Origin of the sequence: Micromonospora trifolii, from assembly GCF_022229005.1 — a bacterium.
Taxonomy (GTDB): domain Bacteria; phylum Actinomycetota; class Actinomycetes; order Mycobacteriales; family Micromonosporaceae; genus Micromonospora; species Micromonospora trifolii.
Map to the genome: position 1 here is coordinate 23,686 of NZ_JAKKFD010000033.1, position 14,954 is coordinate 38,639.

General features: G+C 71.6%; 14 protein-coding genes. 4 read left to right on the forward strand and 10 right to left on the reverse strand.

The features are described 5' to 3' along the window. Positions 1-135: 135 nt before the first annotated feature. The 7 genes from NIE79_RS20205 to pgsA all read right to left on the reverse strand — a co-directional run bounded on the left by NIE79_RS20205 (position 136) and on the right by pgsA (position 6,289). Positions 136-888 carry a YebC/PmpR family DNA-binding transcriptional regulator gene (locus NIE79_RS20205; protein ID WP_112583375.1) on the reverse strand — a complete coding sequence of 251 codons (753 nt, stop codon included), beginning with the start codon at positions 886-888 and terminating at the stop codon, positions 136-138. Positions 889-1,170: 282 nt separating this feature from the next. Beyond that, entirely contained in the window at positions 1,171-1,776 is a 606-nt protein-coding gene (gene pdxT, locus NIE79_RS20210) for a pyridoxal 5'-phosphate synthase glutaminase subunit PdxT (protein ID WP_238680048.1), read from the reverse strand. A gap of 77 nt (positions 1,777-1,853) precedes the next feature. Beyond that, positions 1,854-2,771 (reverse strand): pyridoxal 5'-phosphate synthase lyase subunit PdxS, encoded by a 918-nt coding sequence (gene pdxS, locus NIE79_RS20215; protein ID WP_308193198.1) that lies wholly within the window; start codon positions 2,769-2,771, stop codon positions 1,854-1,856. A gap of 147 nt (positions 2,772-2,918) precedes the next feature. Next, positions 2,919-3,422 (reverse strand): hypothetical protein, encoded by a 504-nt coding sequence (locus NIE79_RS20220; RefSeq protein ID WP_238680049.1) that lies wholly within the window; start codon positions 3,420-3,422, stop codon positions 2,919-2,921. An 81-nt stretch (positions 3,423-3,503) separates the two neighbouring features. Beyond that, positions 3,504-4,664 carry a glycosyltransferase family 4 protein gene (locus tag NIE79_RS20225; protein ID WP_238680050.1) on the reverse strand — a complete coding sequence of 387 codons (1,161 nt, stop codon included), beginning with the start codon at positions 4,662-4,664 and terminating at the stop codon, positions 3,504-3,506. Positions 4,665-4,680: 16 nt separating this feature from the next. Continuing rightward, entirely contained in the window at positions 4,681-5,613 is a 933-nt protein-coding gene (locus NIE79_RS20230; protein ID WP_238680051.1) for a phosphatidylinositol mannoside acyltransferase, read from the reverse strand. 46 nt (positions 5,614-5,659) lie between these two features. Then, positions 5,660-6,289 carry a phosphatidylinositol phosphate synthase gene (pgsA, locus tag NIE79_RS20235; protein WP_238680059.1) on the reverse strand — a complete coding sequence of 210 codons (630 nt, stop codon included), beginning with the start codon at positions 6,287-6,289 and terminating at the stop codon, positions 5,660-5,662. A gap of 249 nt (positions 6,290-6,538) precedes the next feature. Here pgsA and NIE79_RS20240 point away from each other — a divergent pair, with 249 nt between their 5' ends. Next, on the forward strand, positions 6,539-8,695 hold the full coding sequence (locus NIE79_RS20240; RefSeq protein ID WP_238680052.1) for an elongation factor G-like protein EF-G2: 2,157 nt from the start codon (positions 6,539-6,541) through the stop codon (positions 8,693-8,695). A gap of 255 nt (positions 8,696-8,950) precedes the next feature. Here NIE79_RS20240 and NIE79_RS20245 read toward each other — a convergent pair whose 3' ends face one another. After that, positions 8,951-10,009 (reverse strand): aldo/keto reductase, encoded by a 1,059-nt coding sequence (locus tag NIE79_RS20245; protein ID WP_238680053.1) that lies wholly within the window; start codon positions 10,007-10,009, stop codon positions 8,951-8,953. A gap of 86 nt (positions 10,010-10,095) precedes the next feature. Between NIE79_RS20245 and NIE79_RS20250 the strand changes: the two genes are divergently transcribed. Then, entirely contained in the window at positions 10,096-10,590 is a 495-nt protein-coding gene (locus NIE79_RS20250) for a hypothetical protein (RefSeq protein WP_238680054.1), read from the forward strand. A 49-nt stretch (positions 10,591-10,639) separates the two neighbouring features. Here NIE79_RS20250 and NIE79_RS20255 read toward each other — a convergent pair whose 3' ends face one another. Continuing rightward, the gene (locus tag NIE79_RS20255) at positions 10,640-11,152 is read right to left on the reverse strand and encodes an HIT family protein (RefSeq protein ID WP_238680060.1); all 513 of its coding nucleotides are present in this window, start codon (positions 11,150-11,152) and stop codon (positions 10,640-10,642) included. 176 nt (positions 11,153-11,328) lie between these two features. Between NIE79_RS20255 and NIE79_RS20260 the strand changes: the two genes are divergently transcribed. After that, positions 11,329-12,057 (forward strand): D-Ala-D-Ala carboxypeptidase family metallohydrolase, encoded by a 729-nt coding sequence (locus NIE79_RS20260; protein ID WP_238680055.1) that lies wholly within the window; start codon positions 11,329-11,331, stop codon positions 12,055-12,057. A gap of 142 nt (positions 12,058-12,199) precedes the next feature. Here NIE79_RS20260 and thrS read toward each other — a convergent pair whose 3' ends face one another. After that, positions 12,200-14,209, reverse strand: a complete 2,010-nt coding sequence (gene thrS / locus NIE79_RS20265; RefSeq protein ID WP_238680056.1) for a threonine--tRNA ligase — start codon at positions 14,207-14,209, stop codon at positions 12,200-12,202. A gap of 188 nt (positions 14,210-14,397) precedes the next feature. Here thrS and NIE79_RS20270 point away from each other — a divergent pair. Beyond that, the coding region (locus tag NIE79_RS20270; protein ID WP_238680057.1) for a DUF1775 domain-containing protein at positions 14,398-14,954 on the forward strand (557 nt) is incomplete at its 3' end.

Consider the following 14,954-nt stretch of genomic DNA (forward strand, 5'->3'; position numbering starts at 1 on the left):
CCCGCCGCGTCACCCTGACCAACGCCACGATCTTGCAGTTTCTGTTGCCGATTTGCCGTGAGTGGACCGGTCTGTCAGGTCAGAAAGTGCAAGATCGCGGCGGGGTGAGGCAGAGGCCGTCGGGGTGTGGCGAGGTCAGGCGTCGACCGCCGCCATCACGTCGTCGCTGACGTCGAAGTTGGCGTAGACGTTCTGCACGTCGTCGCAGTCCTCCAGGACGTCGATCAGCTTGAAGATCTTGCGTGCGCCCTCTTCGTCCAGCGGCACGTTGACGCTGGGGATCAGCGAGGACTCGGCCGACTCGTACTCGATGCCGGCGTCCTGCAACGCCGTGCGCACCGGGATCAGGTCGGTCGGCTCGGAGACCACCTCGTACGCCTCGCCGAGGTCGTTGACCTCTTCGGCGCCGGCGTCGAGGACGGCCAGCATCACGTCGTCCTCGCTGGTGCCCTCCTTGGGGACGATCACCACGCCCTTGCGGGAGAACATGTACGACACCGAGCCGGCGTCGGCGAGCGAGCCGCCGTTGCGGGTCAACGCGGTCCGTACCTCGGTCGCCGCGCGGTTGCGGTTGTCGGTGAGGCACTCGATGAGCATGGCCACGCCGCTCGGGCCGTACCCCTCATACATGATCGTCTGCCAGTCGGCGCCGCCGGCCTCCAGGCCGGAACCGCGCTTGACGGCGCGATCGATGTTGTCGTTCGGCACCGAGCTCTTCTTCGCCTTCTGGATCGCGTCGAAGAGCGTCGGGTTACCGGTCGGGTCACCGCCGCCGATCCGCGCGGCCACCTCGACGTTCTTGATCAGCTTGGCGAACATCTTGCCGCGCTTGGCGTCGATGACGGCCTTCTTGTGCTTGGTCGTCGCCCACTTTGAGTGGCCGGACATCTTCTACCTCCGTTGCTACCCGCCGTCTGCATCGACCGCACCGCTCACGCCCCGCTCCCGCCGGCGCACGCGGAGGTGCCGGTCAGCTCTGGTGGAAGCCGTGGCGGGCAGATGGCCCTGCCGAATCTCCGCAATCCTACCGACGTCCCCCGGGTCTCTGTCATGCACCGCGCGCGGCACTACCGCCCGGCCCCCACCGACCAGGGCAGACGCGACAAAAACCCCTGGACGATGCCACGACCGCGGCGAGCATCATGGACAGCCGGCGCTGTCGCCCGCCGTTCAGCGGGCGACGCGGACCAGGTCCACGAAGTACGCGTGCACCCGCAGGTCACCGGTGAGCTCCGGGTGGAACGAGGTGGCCACCAGGTTGCCCTGTCGGACCGCCACGATCCGGTCGGCGGCCGGGCCGTCGGACACCACCCCGATGACCTGCACGCCGGCACCGACCCGCTCGACCCACGGCGCGCGGATGAACACCGCGTGGAACGGCTCGCCCGGCACCCCGTCGACGGTCACCGGCGCCTCGAACGAGTCGACCTGCCGGCCGAACGCGTTGCGGCGGACGGTCATGTCGATGCCAGAGAAGCCGCGCTGATCGGGTCGGCCGTCGAGCACCTCGGTCGCCAACATGATCATTCCGGCGCAGGAGCCGTAGACCGGCATGCCGTCGGCGATCCGCTTGTCGATCGGCTCGCGCATCTCGAAGATGTCGGCGAGCTTGCTCATGGTGGTCGACTCGCCGCCCGGAATGACGAGACCGTCGACAGCGTCCAGCTCCGCCGGACGGCGGACCGGGCGGGCGTCCGCGCCCGCCGCCCTCAGCGCCGCCACGTGCTCGCGGACGTCGCCCTGGAGCGCGAGCACACCGATCACGGGTGCCGTCATGATCGCACTGTTCCTCTCCGTGTCACGCCGCCCCGGCGGGGCGCGTCGACCGCCCTCGGCCCTGACGGGCCCGACAGTCACCAACCGCGCTCGGCCAGGCGGTGCGGCTGCGGAATCTCGTCGACGTTGATGCCGACCATCGCCTCGCCGAGACCCCGCGAGACCTTGGCCAGCACGTCCGGGTCGTCGTGGAAGGTGGTCGCCTTGACGATCGCGGCGGCCCGCTGCGCCGGGTTGCCCGCCTTGAAGATGCCGGAACCGACGAAGACACCCTCCGCGCCGAGCTGCATCATCATCGCCGCGTCGGCCGGAGTGGCGATCCCGCCAGCGGTGAACAGCACCACCGGCAGCTTTCCGCTCTCGGCGACCTCCTTGACCAGCTCGTACGGGGCCTGCAACTCCTTGGCCGCGACGTACAGCTCGTCGGTTGGCAGCGAGGCCAGCCGGCCGATCTCCTGACGGATCTTCCGCATGTGGGTGGTGGCGTTGGAGACGTCACCGGTGCCGGCCTCGCCCTTGGAGCGGATCATCGCCGCGCCCTCGGTGATCCGGCGCAGCGCCTCGCCCAGGTTGGTCGCGCCACAGACGAAGGGCACTGTGAACGCCCACTTGTCGATGTGGTTCGCGTAGTCGGCCGGGGTCAGCACCTCGGACTCGTCGACGTAGTCCACGCCCAGCGACTGCAGGATCCGCGCCTCCACGAAGTGGCCGATGCGGGCCTTTGCCATCACCGGGATGGAGACCGCCTCGATGATCCCGTCGATCATGTCGGGGTCGCTCATCCGGGACACCCCGCCCTGCGCGCGGATGTCGGCGGGCACCCGCTCCAGGGCCATCACCGCGACGGCGCCCGCGTCCTCTGCGATCTTGGCCTGCTCGGCGTTGACGACATCCATGATCACGCCGCCCTTGAGCATCTCGGCCATGCCACGCTTCACGCGGGCGGTGCCGACGACGGGGGCGGTACCGGTGTTCGAGGCGGTGTTTTCGGGCACGGGTCATCGCTCCTTGGGCATGCTCTGGGGGTGGCAGCGAAAATGCTACGCGCGGTCCAACGCCGTACCGACAGCCAATCAGACCCCCGGTGGCCTGCTGTGTGGCCCTGGTCACCAACCCGCCCGTGCCCGTCCGGGAGCAGGGGATCAGGCGGCGGGGACGTCCGCCGGCACGACGAGGGTCGGGTCGTCGATGTCGAAGTAGCGCGGCCACTCCCGGCCCCGCCCCATCCGCAACAGGCGCACCAGCGGCCGGCTGCGCGCCGAGCGGGCGTCCCGGACCAGGTCGGTGTGCACCTGCCGGGACAACGCGAGCCGACGACTCGCGGCGATGACCGAAGTGCAGTCCGGGTCGCCCGGGTCCAACTGGACGCCGCGCAACTGCCGGGTGAGGTCGTTCTCCGCCGCTTCCCGCTCGTCCGGGCTGGCGTCCAGGGCGATCCGGGCCGCCGCGTACAGCTCGACGCCGAAACGCCGCTCAGCCAGGACCGCGGCTGCCGCCGCGCGGCGCAGCAGGTGGGCGTCGAGGGCCCGGGCCGCCAGCTCCGCGCGGCCCTGTAGCCGCTCGACCCGGCCTGCGGTCCAGATGAGGTACGCCGCTACCAGCCCCACGACCACGCTCGCGGCCACCACCCACCACATGTGCGGCATCGTAGTGCTGCTCCGTTTCGTCCGATTGGGCGCGGCCGGACCGGTCCCGCCGGTCACCGCCGCACCATCCGTCACACCGGCTCAGCTCAGCCCCACCCATTCCTGGTCGATGACCCGCCCGTCGGTTGCCTCGATCGCCGCTGCGTATACCTCCAGAACGCGGCGGGCAACCACCGGCCAGTCGAAATTCGCCACCACCTGATCGCCGCAGGCGCTCAGTGTGGCTCGCGCGGCCGGGTCGTCCAGCAGCTCGGCCAACACGTCGCGCAGCCTCACCGGGTCACCGGTGGGGAAGAGCCGACCGGCCCGTCCACCGTCGAGGACCCGCCGGAACGCGTCCAGGTCACTGGCGATGACAGTCGTACCCGCCGCAAGGGCCTCGGTGAGGATCATGCCGAACGACTCACCGCCGGTGTTCGGTGCGACGTAGAGGTGCACACTGCGCAGCATGCGCGCCTTGTCCGCTTCGCTGACCAGGCCGAGGAACGTGATCTGCTCGTGCAGTTCGGCCGGGAACTGGTCGTACAGGTCGTCGGGGTCACCCGGGCCGGCGACGAGCAGCCGCAGACCGGGCCGGGTGGCGGCCAGCGCCACGAACGCGTCGCGCAGCACCGGGAAGCCCTTGCGTGCCTCGGTGAACCGGCCCAGGAAGCCGAGCGTGCCACCGGTGCCGGCCGCGCACTCCCCCGGCCAGCCCGGCAACGGCTCGGCGTCGGCGAACTTGGCCACGGCCACCCCGTTGGGGATCTCCACCGCACCGCCGTCCATGTGCTCGACCTGCACCTTGCGCGCCAGCGCGCTCACCGCGATCCGGGCGGTGATCCGCTCCAGCACGATCTGGAGCACACCCTGCGCGGCGGCGAGGACCCGCGAACGGGTCATCGCGGTGTGGAACGTGGCCACCACCGGGCCACGGGCGGAGAGCACCGCCAGCAGCGACAGACTCAGCGTGAGCGGCTCGTGCACGTGCAGCACGTCGAAGTCGCCGTTGGTGATCCACCGCCGTACCCGGGCGGTCGACACCGGGCCGAACGCGATCCGGGCCACCGACCCGTTGTACGGCAGCGGAACGGCCCGGCCGGCGGACACCACGTACTCCGGCAGCGGCGAATCCTCGTCGGCCGGCGCGAGCACGCTGACCTCGTGGCCCAGCGTGATCAGCGCCTCGGCGAGGTCCATGACGTGGTTCTGCACCCCACCGGGCACGTCGAAGGAGTACGGGCACACGATGCCGATCCGCATCCGTCAGCCCACCTCCTCAGGCCTGGCCGGAGGCCGACGAGGGCAGCGCCGCGCCCTCCCCCGACCTCGCCTGGTCCAGCCACATCCGCTGCAACATGTGCCAGTCTTCCGGATGCCGGGCGATACCCGCCGCCAGACGGTCGGCGATCAGCTGGGTCAGCGACCGGACCCGCTGGTCCAGCGGCCCCACCTCGGGCCCCGGCACCGGCAACGGACCAGCCAGCGACGCGCACGCGGCATCCGGTTCGAACCACAGCGAGGCCACGTAGAGCGGCGCACCGGTGTGCAGTGCGAGCAACGCCGGCCCGGCGGGCATCCGGGTCTTCCCACCGAAGAAGTCCACCTCCACCCCCCGGGCGGAGAGGTCCCGGTCGGCCAGCAACGGCACCACCGCACCGGCCCGCAGCCGGTCCAGCAACACGTCGAACGCCGGACGCGGCCCCCCGTGGGTCGGCAGGATCTCCATTCCCAGACTCGCCCGGAAGGCCAGGAAACGCTTGTACACGCCCTCCGGCTTGAGCCGCTCCATGACAGTGGTGATCGGCCAACCGGTGGCCGCCACCCAGGCGCCCGCGGCATCCCAGTTACCGGCGTGCGGCAGGGCCACCACGGCGCCCCGGCCGGCGGCCACGTCGGCGGCCAGCAGCTCGGCACCGTCGAGCCGGAAACCGGACAGGATCTGCGACCGGCTCAGGGCGGGCAGCCGGAACGCCTCCATCCAGTACCGGGCGTACGAGCGCAACCCGCGCTTGACCAGATCGTCCAGCTCGGCGTCGGGCAGATCCGGGCCGACCACCCGGCGCAGGTTCGCGCGCAGTCGGGCCGTACCCCCGCCGCCGGCTCGGTGGGCGCGGTCCGCGCCCGCCTGGAACGCCGCCGCCACCAACGGCCGGGGTAGCGCGCGGACCACCCGCCACCCGGCGATGTAGCCCAGCTCGGTGAGGTTCACGCGGCTCGGCCGCCGGTCGTCCGATGCCGGGTCGCCGGCACCCCACTCACGCCTGGCCGTCCGGCTGGAGCTGCTGGGCCTGGCGGTAGACGTGCGTCATCCGCTGCCCCACCGTGAAGATCGACACGGCGGCGAGCAGCCACAGCGCGATCTCCAGGGCCGGATCGACACCGACACCGGTGAGGATCCCGCCGACCCCGACGATGAGCAGTCGCTCGGTGCGTTCGGCGATGCCCACGTTGCAGGTCATCCCGAGCCCCTCGGCGCGGGCCTTGACATAGGAGACCAGGCTGCCGGCAGCCAGGCAGACCAACGCAGCGGCCACCCCGGAGTAGTTGCTCTGCGTGGCCAGCCAGTACGCGACAGCGCCGAAGACGGCGCTGTCGGCGACCCGGTCCATGCTTGAGTCGAGGAACGCCCCGAACCTGGTGGAGCCGCCGCTCATCCGGGCCATCGTCCCGTCGAGCAGGTCGGTGAGCGCGAACAGGGTGACGATCAACGCGCCCGCGACCAGGTGGCCGCGGGCACCGAAGCCGAGCGCGCCGACGAGCACACCAACGGTGCCCGCGACGGTGACGGCATTGGGGGTGACGCCCGCGCGCAGCAGGGCGCGGGCAATCGGCTCGACGACGCGGGTCATCCCCGCGCGGGCCGACACTTGGAAGATCTTCGCCATGGCGGTCACCACGATAACGGTCCGCCCAGCTCCGGCGATACGGACGGTACCGCCGACCCGCCCGGGGGAGGCTTGTGCCTACCCGGCAACGGGTGTGAGATCGAGCCGGGAGGTGAGCCAGCTCACCCGTCCGCCCGTCCCGTTCCCGCTGTGCAGCAGACCACCGGAGGATATCGCCGCGCACTCGCCCCGGGCCGCTTCCCGTCGCGCGGCGGTCGCCACCACCACCGGCTGAGGGAGGTGCGCCTCATGGCGCAGAAGAGTCACGAGAAGGGTTCCACCGGCGGCACGCCGGTGGTCACCGAGCCCGAGCGGGTTCGCAACGTGGTGCTCGTCGGGCACTCCGGGGCAGGCAAGACCACACTGGTCGAGGCCCTGCTCGCGGCGACCGGCACGATCGGCCGCGCCGGCACCGTTGTCGACGGCACCACTGTCGGCGACCACGACCCCGCCGCCGTACGCCAGCAGCGCTCGGTCAGCCTGTCGTGCGCGCCGCTGCTGCACAACGGCATCAAGGTCAACCTGCTGGACACCCCCGGGTACGCGGACTTCGTCGGCGAGCTGCGCGCCGGGCTGCGGGCCGCCGACGCCGCGCTGTTCGTGGTCTCCGCCGCGGGCGGCATGGACGCGGCCACCGTGGCGCTGTGGGAGGAGTGCGCCGCCGTCGACATGCCCCGCGCGGTAGCGGTGGCCCGACTGGACCAGCCCCGCGCCGACGTCGACGAGACGGTGGCGCTCTGCCAGCGCCTCTTCGGTGACAACGTGATGCCGCTCTACCTGCCGATGCTCGGCGACGACGGGGTGTCCACCGAAGGTCTGCTCGGCCTGATCACCCGCCGGGTCTTCGACTACAGCGCCGGGCTGCCCGCCGACGTCCGCGACCCGGACCCGGAGCACCAGCGGGCCATCGACGAGTCCCGCGACGAGCTGATCGAGGGGATCATCGCCGAGAGCGAGGACGAGACCCTCATGGACCGCTACCTCGACGGCGAGGAGATCGGCGACGAGGTGCTCATCGACGACCTGGAGAAGGCCGTCGCCCGGGGCCACTTCTACCCGGTGGTGCCGGTCTGCGCCCAGACCGGTGTCGGGCTGGACGTGCTGCTGGAGGTGCTGACCGCCGCGTTCCCGTCGCCGCTGGAGCACGAACTGCCTGCGGTGACCGGCGTGGACGGCTCGCCGCGTCCGCCGCTGAGCTGCGACCCGGCCGGGCCGCTGGTCGCCGAGGTCGTCAAGACCACCGTCGACCGCCACGTCGGTCGGGTCTCGCTGGTCCGGGTCTTCTCCGGCACGCTGCGCCCCGACCAGACAGTGCACGTCTCCGGGCACGGCATGACCGACCGTGGGCACCCCGACCACGACGCCGACGAGCGGGTCGGGCACATCTACACCCCGCTGGGCGCCACACTGCGGGAGGTGTCACTCTGCGTCGCCGGCGACATCTGCGCGATCACCAAGTCGGGCAGCGCCGAGACCGGTGACACCATCTCGACCACTGACGACCCACTGCTGATCGCCCCCTGGGAGATGCCGGAGCCGCTGCTGCCGGTGGCGATCGCCGCCCGCAGCCGCGCCGACGAGGACGCCCTGGCCCGCAACCTCGCCCGCCTGGTCGCCGGCGACCCCACGCTGCGGCTGGAGCGCAACCCGGAGACCCACCAACTGGTGCTCTGGTGCATGGGCGAGGCGCACGCCGACGTGGTGCTCGACCGGCTGCGCGCCGGCGGTGTCGAGCTGGACACCGAGCCGGTCAAGGTGTCGCTGCGCGAGACGCTGACGGTGCCAGCGAGGGGGCACGGCCGGCACGTCAAGCAGTCCGGCGGCCACGGCCAGTACGCGGTCTGCGACATCGAGGTCGAGCCGCTGCCCCGCGGCGGTGGCTTCGAGTTCGTCGACCGGGTCGTCGGCGGCGCGGTGCCGCACAACTACATCCCGTCGGTGGAGAAGGGCGTCCGCGCCCAACTGGAGCGCGGGCTGGTCGCCGGGCACCCAGTGGTGGACCTGCGGGTGACACTGGTCGACGGCAAGTCGCACAGCGTCGACTCCTCCGACGCGGCCTTCCAGACCGCCGGCGCGCTGGCGCTGCGCGACGCCGCCGAGCGTGGCCAGCCGGCCCTGCTGGAGCCGATCGACGAGGTCACCATCCGGGTCCCGGACGGCTCGGTGGGCACGGTGATGGGCGACCTGTCCGGCCGGCGCGGCCGGGTGCTCGGCACCGAACCGGACCCGGACACCGAGGGCCGCACCCTCGTCCGCGCCGAGGTGCCGGCCACCGAACTGCTTCGGTACGCCGTGGAGTTGCGCTCGATGACGGCCGGCACCGGCACCTTCCGCCGTCACTTCGTCCGCCACGACCCCCTGCCCGCCCACCTGGCCGACCAGGCCCGCAAGGAACAACTCCCCTAACCCACCCCACCCCACCCCACCCCGGCCCGGCCCGGCGATCTTGCACTTTCTGTCGTCTTTATGTCGCTGTCGCGGCATAAGTCCCCGCAGGAAGTGCAAGATCGGCGAGGGCTGGGGTGGCGTGCGGGTCGATCATGGCGTTGTGGTGGGCAGAAGGGGGATCTATGCCGGATTTGCGGGGCACCACGGCTCCATGATCGGCGCGGTCGGGGCGGGGGCGGGACGGGGGTCGGGGCGGGGGCGGGGCGGGGAGCTTTACGGGTGGACTGTGGGGTGGGTGGGACGGGGCCAGTGGGGGCGGTCGGCGTCGCGCAGGGCTGCGGTGCGGACGGCGGCGAGCTGACGCTCCACCTCGACGAACTGGTCCGCCGGCAGCGGGCCCCGGTCCAGTGCTGCGGCGTTCTCCTCGACCTGGGCGACAGTACGGCAGCCCGGGATCGGGATGGTGCGACCGCTGCGCGCCCAGATCCAGCCCAACGCGCCCTGAGCCAGGGTGCGCCCGTCGGCGGTGAGCGCGGCACGGACCGCGCCGACCCGGCGCAGCCACTCCGGTGCCGGCCGGCCACCCCGGAACCACTCCAACCAGCCCGGGGCCAGCCCGCGTACGTCGTCGCGGGGCAGCGTCGACGCGGCCGTGTACTTGCCGGTGAGCAGCCCCATCCCGAGTGGCCCCCGGTTGACGCTGGCCAGGTCGTACTTGTCGCAGACGGCGAGCAGCTCGGGGGCGTCGCGCAGCACCGACAGGGCGTGTTGCACGGCGGTGGCACCGGCGGCGGCGTGCCCGAACGCGGCGGCCCGGTCGGAGCGGTCGGTGCTCCACCCGTACGCGCGGATCAGGCCCTCGGCCACCAGGTCCTCGCAGGTCCCGATCAGCGCCTGCGCCCTCGGCACCGACAGGTCGGCCAGGTGCAGCTGATAGAGGTCGATCCGGTCGGTGCGCAACCGGCGCAGCGAGGCGGTCACGGCACTGCGCAGGTACGCGGGCGACGCGTCCTCGCCGGTGGCCTGCCGGCCGGCCTCGTCGAAGGTGTAACCCCACTTGGTGGCGATCACGGCGTCGTCGCGGCGACCGGCGAGCGCGCGACCGAGCACCCGCTCACCGTGCCCGGCCCCGTACGTGTCGGCGGTGTCGAAGAGGGTGATGCCCAGATCGAGCGCCCGGCGTACCGCCCGCACCGACTCGTCGTCGTCGACGGCGCCCCAGCCCAATGGCTGGGTGCCCTCCGCCCAGGGCCCGCCGATCGCCCAGCACCCCATGCCGAGGGCGCTGACCTCGATGCCGCTGCGCCCCAACAACCGTGTCGTGACTGCCATCGGCCGATCGTGCCACCTTCGGCGGGCCGTGGCGTAGCAGATCTGCGGGTGGACACGCGGGTGCACGGAGACGGTCACGGTGCGGCATGATCAACGCCATGCGGCGGCTCGGGGTGGACATCGGCGGAGTGATCATCGAGCCGGCCGACGACGACGCGGACACGTCGTTCTTCGGCGCGCACTACCTGCGCACCCCGGCCGTCGTCGGGGCGTTCGACGCGCTGGCGGCGCTCGGCCCGGCGTTCGACGAGGTGCACCTGGTGTCCAAGTGCGGGGAGGCCACCGAGCGGCGTACCCGGGAGTGGCTGGCCCACCACGACTTCCCGGCGCGCACCGGCATCCCGGTCGAGCGGGTGCACTTCTGCCGCACCCGGCCGGACAAGGCACCGATCGCCAGCCGCCTCGGCCTGACCCACTTCGTGGACGACAAGCTGGAGGTGCTCGGCTATCTCGACTCGGTGCCGCGCCGCTTCCTGTTCCGGCCGCGCAGGGCCGAGGTCGCCGCACACGCCGCGCTGCTGCCCCGCGTACACCGGGTGGAGAGCTGGTCGGAGCTGACCCCGCTGCTGCGCGCCGACTAGCCGGACCGGCGCGCAGGCCGCGCTGCCGGCACGGCGCGGCCGGCGGCGGTCAGGACGGCCAGGCGCGGGCGAGCAGGTCGCGGGTGTCGCCGAGCAGCTGCGGCAGGACCTTGGTGCGGCCGATCACCGGCATGAAGTTCGCGTCGCCACCCCAACGCGGCACCACGTGCTGGTGCAGGTGCGCGGCGATGCCGGCGCCGGCCACGCCGCCCTGGTTCATGCCCAGGTTGAAGCCGTGGGCGTTGCTGACCTTGCGGACCACCCGCATGGCCGTCTGGGTGTAGGACGCCAGCTCGGTGGTCTCCGGCACGTCCAGGTCGGTGTAGTCGGCCACGTGCCGGTAGGGGCAGACCAGCAGGTGCCCCGGGTTGTACGGGTAGAGGTTGAGCACCACGAAGACGTGCTCGCCCCGGGCCACCACCAGGCTCTCCTCCGGGGGCAGCTTCGGCCCCTGGCAGAAGGGGCACCCGGTGGGCTTCTCGTAGCCCTCGGCCGGGCGGTCCTCGCCGGAGATGTAGGTCATCCGGTGCGGCGTCCAGAGCCGCTCCAGACCGTCCGCCATGCCGTCACTGTCCGTGTGCCGTTCCGCCCCTGTCACGAGCCGATCCTACGGAGCCCCGCGGGCACACCGCGACACCCGCCGTCGGGAAACCCGGTGCTGCAAGTTCTTGACGGATCAAAGCAGAAGCATGAAACTTCCATGCATCCACGTACTTCCATGAGTTGATGGAGGGTTACATGTTCCGACGGCTCGGCAGGTTCCTCGCGGCACTGGCGTTGACCGCCGCCACCACAGTGGCCGGCGTCAGCCTCACTGCCGGCGCGGCCCAGGCGGACGGCTGCTACACCTGGGGACGCACCCTGTCCCAGGGGGCGTCCGGCGAGGACGTCCGGCAACTCCAGATCCGGGTCGCCGGCTACCCCGGCTACGGCGCGGTGCTCACCCTCGACGGCGCGTACGGCCCGGCCACCCGATCGGCGGTGATCCGCTTCCAGCAGGCGTACGGGCTGCCTGCGGACGGCATCGCCGGCCCACAGACGTTCAACCGGCTCTACGCCCTCCAGGACGACGACTGCACCCCGGCCAACTTCAGCTACCCCGAGCTGAACAAGTGCAACAGCGACTGGTCCGGCGGTGCGGTCTCGGCGAGCACCGCCCGGTTCAACGCGCTCGTCTCGATGTGGAAGCTCCAGGCCATGCGGCACGCCCTCGGCGACGTGTCCATCGCGATCAGCAGCAGCTTCCGCAGCTACGCCTGCAACAGCGCGGTCGGCGGAGCGTCCAACAGCCGACACCTGTACGGCGACGGGGTGGACCTGGTCGGCTCCCCGTCGTTCTGCCGGCTGGCCCAGCAGGCCCGCAACCACGGCTTCGGGCAGATCCTCGGCCCCGGCTACCCCGACCACAACGACCACACCCACGTCGCGGCGGTCGGAGGCTGGTCGGCGCCGAACTGCGGCATCTGACCCCGAGCCCTCTCTCCCGCGCCGGCCTCCCGGCGAAGATCACGCTCGAACATGGAAGTAGTGGCCTCCAGAACCGGGGAGGCCACTACTTCCTGCATCGAGCACGATCATGAGGGGGCACGCGGGGCGTGCGGCGGTCCCGTTACCCGGCGGCGGCGGAGGGGCCGATGTTGGTCCGGGAGCTGACCACGTCCAGCACGTGGGTCACCGCCTCGGCGACCGGTACCCCGTTGCGCTGGGAGCCGTCGCGGTAGCGGAACGAGACAGTGCCGGCGGCCACGTCGTCGTCACCGGCGATCACCATGAACGGGATCTTCTGCTGCTGCGCCGTCCGGATCTTCTTCTGCATCCGGTCGTCACCCGCGTCCACCTGGGCCCGAATGCCCTCGGCGCGCAGCGCGGCGACGAAGCCGTGCAGGTAGTCGGTGTGGTCCTCGCGGATCGGGATGCCCACCACCTGCACCGGCGCCAACCAGGCCGGGAAGGCACCCGCGTAGTGCTCGGTGAGCACACCGAAGAACCGCTCGATCGACCCGAACAACGCACGGTGGATCATCACGGGCCGCTGCCGGCTGCCGTCGGCGGCCTGGTACTCCAACGCGAACCGCTCCGGCTGGTTGAAGTCGACCTGGATGGTGGACATCTGCCAGGTCCGGCCGATGGCGTCGCGGGCCTGCACGGAGATCTTCGGCCCGTAGAACGCCGCGCCGCCCGGGTCGGGCACCAGGTCCAGGCCGGAGGTCGCGGCGGCGGTCCGCAGCGCCTCGGTGGCCTCGGCCCAGTCCTCCTCGGCGCCGATGAACTTGGGCGAGTCGTCCCGGGTCGACAGCTCCAGGTAGAAGTCGTCCAGGCCGTAGTCGCGCAGCAGGTCCAGCACGAAGCTGAGCAGCGTGGACAGCTCGCCGGCCATCTGCTCGCGGGTGCAGTAGATGTGCGAGTCGTCCTGGGTCAGGCCACGGACCCGGGTGAGGCCGTGCACGACGCCGGACTTCTCGTACCGGTAGACAGTGCCGAACTCGAACATCCGCAGCGGCAACTCCCGGTACGACCGCCCGCGCGACCTGAAGATCAGGTTGTGCATAGGGCAGTTCATCGCCTTGAGGTAGTAGTCCGCGCCCTCCAGCTGCATGGGCGGGAACATGGTGTCCGCGTAGTACGGCAGGTGACCGGAGGTCTGGAACAGCTGCGCCTTGGTGATGTGCGGGGTGTTGACGAACTCGTACCCGGCCGCCTCGTGCCGCTGGCGCGAGTAGTGCTCCATCTCGCGGCGGATGATGCCGCCCTTGGGGTGGAAGACCGCCAGGCCGGAGCCGATCTCGTCGGGGAAGCTGAACAGATCGAGGTCCGCGCCGAGCTTGCGGTGGTCGCGCCGGGCGGCCTCCTCCAACAGCTTCAGGTACGCCTTGAGCTCGTCGCGGGTCGGCCACGCGGTGCCGTACACCCGCTGTAGTTGGGGGTTCTTCTCCGACCCCCGCCAGTACGCGGCGGCGGAGCGCATCAGCTTGAACGCGCCGATCAGTCGGGTGGTCGGCAGGTGCGGGCCCCGGCACAGGTCCGACCAGCAGACCTTGTCCTCCTTGGCGTCGAGGTTGTCGTAGATGGTCAGCTCGCCGCCGCCCACCTCCATCACCTCGTCGGTGTCCAGGCCCTCGCCCTTGACCTCGATCAACTCCAGCTTGAACGGCTCGTCGGCCAGCTCGGAGCGCGCCTCGTCCAGGCTGCCGAAGCGGCGACGACGGAACCGCTGCCCGGACTTGATGATCTCCTGCATGCGCTTCTCGAGCTTGCTGAGGTCATCGGGCTGGAACGGCTTGTCGACGTCGAAGTCGTAGTAGAAGCCGTTCTCGATGGGCGGGCCGATGCCCAGCTTGGCCTCGGGGAAGATGTCCTGCACGGCCTGGGCGAGGACGTGCGCGGTGGAGTGGCGCAGCACGTTGAGCCCGTCGGGCGAGTCCAGGCTGACCGGCTCGACGACGGTCTCCTCGGCCGGCGTCCAGTCCAGGTCGCGCAGCTGGCCCTGCGGGTCGCGCACCACGACGATCGCCTTGGGGCCGTTCGCGGGCAGTCCGGCCGCGGCCACCGCGTCGGCCGCCGTGGTCCCGGCGGCGACGACGACGGGGTCGGCCACGGCGGGGGTACGGGGTGCGGACACGGTGACTCCTCCAAGTGGTACGAAACGGTGCCGATCCTCGGCTCCTGCCGATGCTATCGGTCGCCCCGCCCCCGACCGGGAACGGCACCTGCTTACCGCCGACGTTGAACCTTTCGCGCCTCGCAGCCGAACTAGAGGGTGTGGCCGGAAACCGGTGCCGGCCGCGTCGACACGGATGGGGGCACGAGATGGCGAGCACGTACGGCGGTGGCCGTCGGCGGCGGATCGTGGCGGCGACCGCGGTGACCGCCGCTGGGCTGCTGCTCTGGCCCGGTACGGCGTACGCGGCGGACGTGACGACCACCCCGACCGAGGCCCGGCAGGGCGACGCGGTACGGCTGGAGTTCAGTGTTCCGGAGGAGCGGGCCGGCACGAAGACCAACCAGATCGAGGTCCGGCTACCGGCCGACGCGCCGATCGCCGAGGTCTACCCCATGTCGGTGAACGGCTGGGCGCCCCGGATCAGCTCCCGCACCCTGGACAAGCCGGTGGCCGGTATCCACTCCTCCGGGGTGACGACTGTGACGACGGCGGTGACCTGGGTCCGGGTCGGTGCGAGTGACCCCGGGCCGGCTCGGCTGGCGCTCTCCATGGGGCCGATGCCACAGGCAGAGCGGCTCACCTTCGAGGTCGTCCAGACGTACGCCGACGGCACTGTGGTCCGGTGGGCGGACGCCACCGGCCCGCACCGGGCCCCGGCGCTCACCCTGCTGCCGGCGGCGCCCGGAGCGGCGGGCCCGGCAGC

What these genes read in the sequence shown, in the direction of transcription:
- NIE79_RS20225 (WP_238680050.1), bottom strand. Translation starts at nt 4,664, where the DNA reads ATGCGGATCGGCATCGTGTGCCCGTACTCCTTCGACGTGCCCGGTGGG.
- NIE79_RS20220 (WP_238680049.1), bottom strand. Translation starts at nt 3,422, where the DNA reads ATGCCGCACATGTGGTGGGTGGTGGCCGCGAGCGTGGTCGTGGGGCTG.
- pgsA (WP_238680059.1), bottom strand. Translation starts at nt 6,289, where the DNA reads ATGGCGAAGATCTTCCAAGTGTCGGCCCGCGCGGGGATGACCCGCGTC.
- NIE79_RS20240 (WP_238680052.1), top strand. Translation starts at nt 6,539, where the DNA reads ATGGCGCAGAAGAGTCACGAGAAGGGTTCCACCGGCGGCACGCCGGTG.
- NIE79_RS20260 (WP_238680055.1), top strand. Translation starts at nt 11,329, where the DNA reads ATGTTCCGACGGCTCGGCAGGTTCCTCGCGGCACTGGCGTTGACCGCC.
- NIE79_RS20245 (WP_238680053.1), bottom strand. Translation starts at nt 10,009, where the DNA reads ATGGCAGTCACGACACGGTTGTTGGGGCGCAGCGGCATCGAGGTCAGC.
- NIE79_RS20255 (WP_238680060.1), bottom strand. Translation starts at nt 11,152, where the DNA reads ATGGCGGACGGTCTGGAGCGGCTCTGGACGCCGCACCGGATGACCTAC.
- NIE79_RS20205 (WP_112583375.1), bottom strand. Translation starts at nt 888, where the DNA reads ATGTCCGGCCACTCAAAGTGGGCGACGACCAAGCACAAGAAGGCCGTC.
- NIE79_RS20250 (WP_238680054.1), top strand. Translation starts at nt 10,096, where the DNA reads ATGATCAACGCCATGCGGCGGCTCGGGGTGGACATCGGCGGAGTGATC.
- pdxT (WP_238680048.1), bottom strand. Translation starts at nt 1,776, where the DNA reads ATGACGGCACCCGTGATCGGTGTGCTCGCGCTCCAGGGCGACGTCCGC.